Origin of the sequence: Mesorhizobium sp. (assembly GCF_005063415.1) — a bacterium.
Classification (GTDB): domain Bacteria; phylum Pseudomonadota; class Alphaproteobacteria; order Rhizobiales; family Rhizobiaceae; genus Mesorhizobium.
Genome location: NZ_SUEG01000225.1, coordinates 1,431 through 5,808 on the forward strand (window position 1 = coordinate 1,431; position 4,378 = coordinate 5,808).

Here is a 4,378-nt window from a genome sequence, read left to right on the forward strand (position 1 = left end):
TTGAGAAGCGAATGCCCGGTTTTGGCGCACGTGGTCGGTTGGTGCGTTCAGACTTCAGATTGCCTGATGAGGCTCGAGAAGGTCCGGCCGGGGTGGATACTGTTGAAAAAGTCCGGCGCACCGCAAAGTCGCCACCGATATTAGAATCCAGTTCCACCCGGCGCATTGCATGGAACCAGGATTCAATTTTGGGGTCTCCGCGGAACGCCATCCTACGAAAGTGCCACGGGCGACCGCGACGTGGACCTTTTCAACAATATCGGTGGAATGCGGAAGTTCACAGAGCCTGATTTTTCAAATTCCTGCACGATAGGCTCGGGCTGTCGCTCATTCGTCTTCGCAACGGCGGCAGAACGTAGATTCGTTTTGGCTGCACATTGGCCGCCTCACGGTTGTTGGCACTGGCGCCCCGCCGCGCTCGGCGGCGGGGGGCAGTTGGCCTTCAAGCAAGCGGCTGGCTATTGCGTCTTTGAAGGATCATCCGCCGGATTGACATACTTGAGGCCCCACGGGCCATTGGTGGTGATTTGGACGACAGTCTCCTCGTCGAAGTAAACGAAATGCGCCGTCCCGGGCGGCAGCGCGAAGAAACTGCCTGCAGGCAGTGCCTTGGCGGCGCTCCGATCGGCGGTTTCGCCCATTCCAAGATTAGTGGTCCCTGATATGACTGTGACCACCTCATCCGCAGGATGCGTGTGCGGTGCGATCGCATACCCAGACGGCACTTTGAGCCGAAGGGCAAACAAACCTTCCTTGGTGGGATCGCCGAATAAGACCGCCGCTTCTGCTCCGGCAGGAAGCACTTTGGGGGCCGGGCCCCATTTGACATCATTGGGAGCGACCATTGTGTGCGCATCCTCTGCCGAGGCAAAGGAAGCGATTCCGCAGAATCCGATCAAGCCGATTGCAAATATCGATGCGATTTTCATGAGAACCTCCCTGTGTCGCCGGGCCTTCTACCCCGATTGCGCGCTGGGGCAGGCCCGCGAACCGTTCAGAATAAGTCCGCGACCACGTCTGAGCAAGCGCTCCTCCTCTACGTCCGCATTGGGGTCGACTCCGGCCGATGCGCGAAGGGCAGTTTTGAAGAAGCGCCATGAAGGTCGTCTTATGGCGCAACCTCCTGGTTCAGGAACCGGAACATCTGACCCGACCACGACATTCACGTGATGCGGCGGAATGGCCGGATCGGATCCAGGATCGGACCTTTCTCCGGTGATGAGGCCAGCCACTATGTCACAATCTCCGTCACATTCGTGGCGGCGTCCAGCGGTCATTCAGACGGCTTGGATGGGACAAGCTCATGCGCGTTCGCCTTTGTCCGTGAGGCGGTGAAGCGGTCGATCCGAAGCGCCAATATCGTGGTGGCCACTGTCGCAAGCGCAGCGAGACCAAGCGAGACAGTAAGTCCGTACGGAATGAGCGTTAGTCCGATGACAAGGAAGGAACTTACAAAGCCGATCCACGAGAGAACGGTGCCACGCAACATGGCGATCGCAACCTCGCGCCCAAATTGGTGATGTGTGAATGTCATGATCACAGTAGTGACCACGGGATATGTTCCGACGATCCCGCTGAACGTCGGGCCAAGGCTCTCTGCGGCCGTTGTAATTGCCAAGGTCAGCGCGGCGGCGGTGATCATGCGAAACCAGATGTCCCACCACGGCGACGCCGGTTTGGTCGCTCCTGCCTGAGGCCTCTTGATCAACGATGCGACCAACAAAAGCGCTGTGTAAGCAGCAAGGCCAGCCCCAATCACTCCGTTTAGCCCAAAACTGTTTACCGCCCCAGAAACCACGAAGTAGGCGGCCGCAGAAACCATAAGGGAAACGGCCCATCCTGTGTGTCGAGACACGGCAGTGTACACCAGCGCGAAGCCTGCCAGCCCAACCAGGCCGAACAGAATGCCGACGCATGCTCTCGCGGCGAAATCCAAACCCTGATCGATAGCGAGGAAGAGAAAAATCGGGCCGGTAGATAAGGGCAAGCCGACGACAATTCCGCCAATTTTGGGGCCCCAACGCCGAGCGACGAGCGTGGCAAGAGCGACGAGCAGCGGGGCCAGTATCAGCTTGAGTAACAGGAGCATTCCGGCCACCTCTCGTTAGCATTCATGGGCTGAAACGGACGAATTCAACGATGTCGGTGGCCATGATCGCGGCGAGCCGCCGCTCCACCCGAACAATTTGGCATGAGATGCCTTCCTGACATAGCCAACAGGTGAGGGCTTCAACCTTCGCAGCTTCAACGACGGCCAACAATCGAAATGGTGGTGGACGTCTGCCAAGTGGTTCAATCACAGCTCAGCCCGAAACCAGCCATTCGGATTACCAGCGCCGAATGGCCGCAGATGGCGCTCAATGGCGCTCGTTGCGCATTCCGCTGGCCGGCTCAAACGGTAAAACATGACCCAAAGCGGACTTCACCTGCATCTCTAGTCAGATGGAAGGGCTCCCACGCACCAATCAGATGCGACGCTTCGTGATCCCCCGGCCACGGAGGCATTGAGATGCAGATGAACTTGAAGGGGGTGTCACCAACGTTTCTGTATTGAAAGGCGGTGCCAACTGGTATGTCGACAGACACTCCGGGCACGAGCGCCGTCACACGCTCTTCTGTCTCGTCCCTTCGCCAGATTTCTCCCGCTCCCTCCAACACATACCAGAACTCAATGACCGTCGCGTGAATCGTTGCTCTATTAATCTGACGGGGCGGCACGGTGCTGTGGATCATATTCCCAGTAGCGCCGTCCATGATGAAACGGATATCTGCCCCTGCCGGTGATTTTGCGTCAGGCGCAGAAGAAAGAGTGGTTTCTTTCACGGAATATTCCTCAAGTTGAAGCGGCGTCTCCGGACGAGCGAGACAGTGCCGATGATAGGTTCGTCCTGCGTTGTGGATGCTATAGTCGCAAATGCGGCACGCTGCAGGGTTGAACAGGTTGGAAGTGTGTCCGTTATTGACCCCACATGCGACATTCGCTGTGTGCGACAGCAATGCTCAAGATTTGCAGTTTCAGCCTTCAACTGGCGCGCCGTGTCCGATTGGTTGCCGGAGAGGTCCTCAGTTGCAATCCAGCCGGGCGTGCGCCACTATTTTCACAGCGGCGACACTTTCGACCACTGTATGCAAAACCTTATGAGCACCATCGTCATTGCGAGTTGGGCGGAAATATCGCTGCTGGCAGTCGCTTCATTCTCTGCGCTCCTGGTCCTCCTGCATTTTCTCAAGCCGGAGCTCGATCCATCATGGCGGATGATAAGCGAGTACGAAATCGGCCGCCATGGATGGATGATGCGACTCGCGTTCCTCTGCTGGTCGGCGAGTTTTTTCGCCTTGACTGCCGCGCTCTTTCGAAAAGCCTCTACTGCCGCCGAGGTTCTACTGGCAATTGTCGGCGTCGGAGCACTTATCGCCGCGCTCTTTGCGCCCGACCCCATCACGACGCCGCGCGCTTCCCTCAGCCGCGCGAGCCGCTTGCATTCCATAGGGGGTATGCTTGTCATCCCCGTCCTCCCGCTCGCTGCCGCGGCCGTCGGATGGAGCATCTCCGGCAATCCGCTCGTTGCCTCAATACAACACTATCTGCTCTGGATATCGTTCCTTCCGTGGTTCGGCCTTGCTGTCCAAGCGATCCCAGTATTTCGCTTCGGCAGTACGAGGCTCGAGCCCGGACCCAACATGCACATCGGCTGGCCCAACCGCTTCATGGTGTTCACCTACGTCGCATGGCTCATGATCATTGGGTGCGCTTTGTTCGTCTCGGCCTCAGCTTGACTGCTTGAGCACCACAATATCCGCTCTAATGCGCAGCCGGTTTGCGCTAGCCCGAGACGGTTATTGACCCAAAGCGGACTTCATTCGGCGATCGGGCTCATCCGCGTTGTTCCGTGCTTGCGTTCAATTTACTTAAGCCCCAATCGGGTTGGTCGAGGATGTCGCCAGTGGGATGGGAAGCACTAGGGCTGTGGGGTGAAGACGTAGCTCGCATCGAACCGCTCGCTGGCGGAGCTGCCAACGACGTGTGGAGCGTGCGCGTCCACGGGAAACTTGCCGTCGGTCGTCTCGGTGCCAGGAGCGACGCTGATCTCGCGTGGGAGGCCGAGCTCCTACAACACCTCGACCGTGAAGGTCTGACCGTGCCAGTGCCGATCCCAACGACGGACGGCCGGCTGTTCGCGGACGGTCTGATGGTGATGACGTACATGGAGGGCGGACCGCCCGAGACGGAGGCCGACTGGCGTCGCGTGGCCGACACGCTCCGCCAGCTGCATCACTTGACGCAAGGCTGGCCGCAGCGCCCAGGTTGGCGGTCATCGACCGACCTCTTGCACACCGAGACCGGGACGCGAATCGACCTCTCCGCGATGCCGCCTGA

General features: G+C 58.8%; 6 protein-coding genes. 2 read left to right on the forward strand and 4 right to left on the reverse strand.

The window, feature by feature from the left end; genetic code table 11:
- The 4 genes from E5W70_RS30400 to E5W70_RS30415 form a co-directional block, all read right to left on the reverse strand.
- On the reverse strand, nucleotides 1–211 hold a 211-nt coding region (locus E5W70_RS30400), incomplete at its 3' end, for a hypothetical protein (RefSeq protein WP_292664970.1).
- A 247-nt stretch (nucleotides 212–458) separates the two neighbouring features.
- A complete protein-coding gene (locus E5W70_RS30405; RefSeq protein ID WP_292664971.1) occupies nucleotides 459–929 on the reverse strand; it encodes a cupin domain-containing protein in 471 nt (156 codons plus the stop codon).
- A gap of 344 nt (nucleotides 930–1,273) precedes the next feature.
- Nucleotides 1,274–2,089, reverse strand: a complete 816-nt coding sequence (locus E5W70_RS30410; RefSeq protein ID WP_292664972.1) for a hypothetical protein — start codon at nucleotides 2,087–2,089, stop codon at nucleotides 1,274–1,276.
- 302 nt (nucleotides 2,090–2,391) lie between these two features.
- Nucleotides 2,392–2,823: a cupin domain-containing protein gene (locus E5W70_RS30415; protein WP_292664973.1), complete on the reverse strand. Its 432-nt coding sequence runs from the start codon at nucleotides 2,821–2,823 to the stop codon at nucleotides 2,392–2,394.
- A 315-nt stretch (nucleotides 2,824–3,138) separates the two neighbouring features.
- Between E5W70_RS30415 and E5W70_RS30420 the strand changes: the two genes are divergently transcribed.
- The gene (locus E5W70_RS30420; protein ID WP_292664974.1) at nucleotides 3,139–3,777 is read left to right on the forward strand and encodes a DUF998 domain-containing protein; all 639 of its coding nucleotides are present in this window, start codon (nucleotides 3,139–3,141) and stop codon (nucleotides 3,775–3,777) included.
- Between the two features lie 167 nt (nucleotides 3,778–3,944).
- A partial coding sequence (locus E5W70_RS30425; RefSeq protein ID WP_292664975.1) for a phosphotransferase occupies nucleotides 3,945–4,378 on the forward strand: 434 nt, incomplete at its 3' end.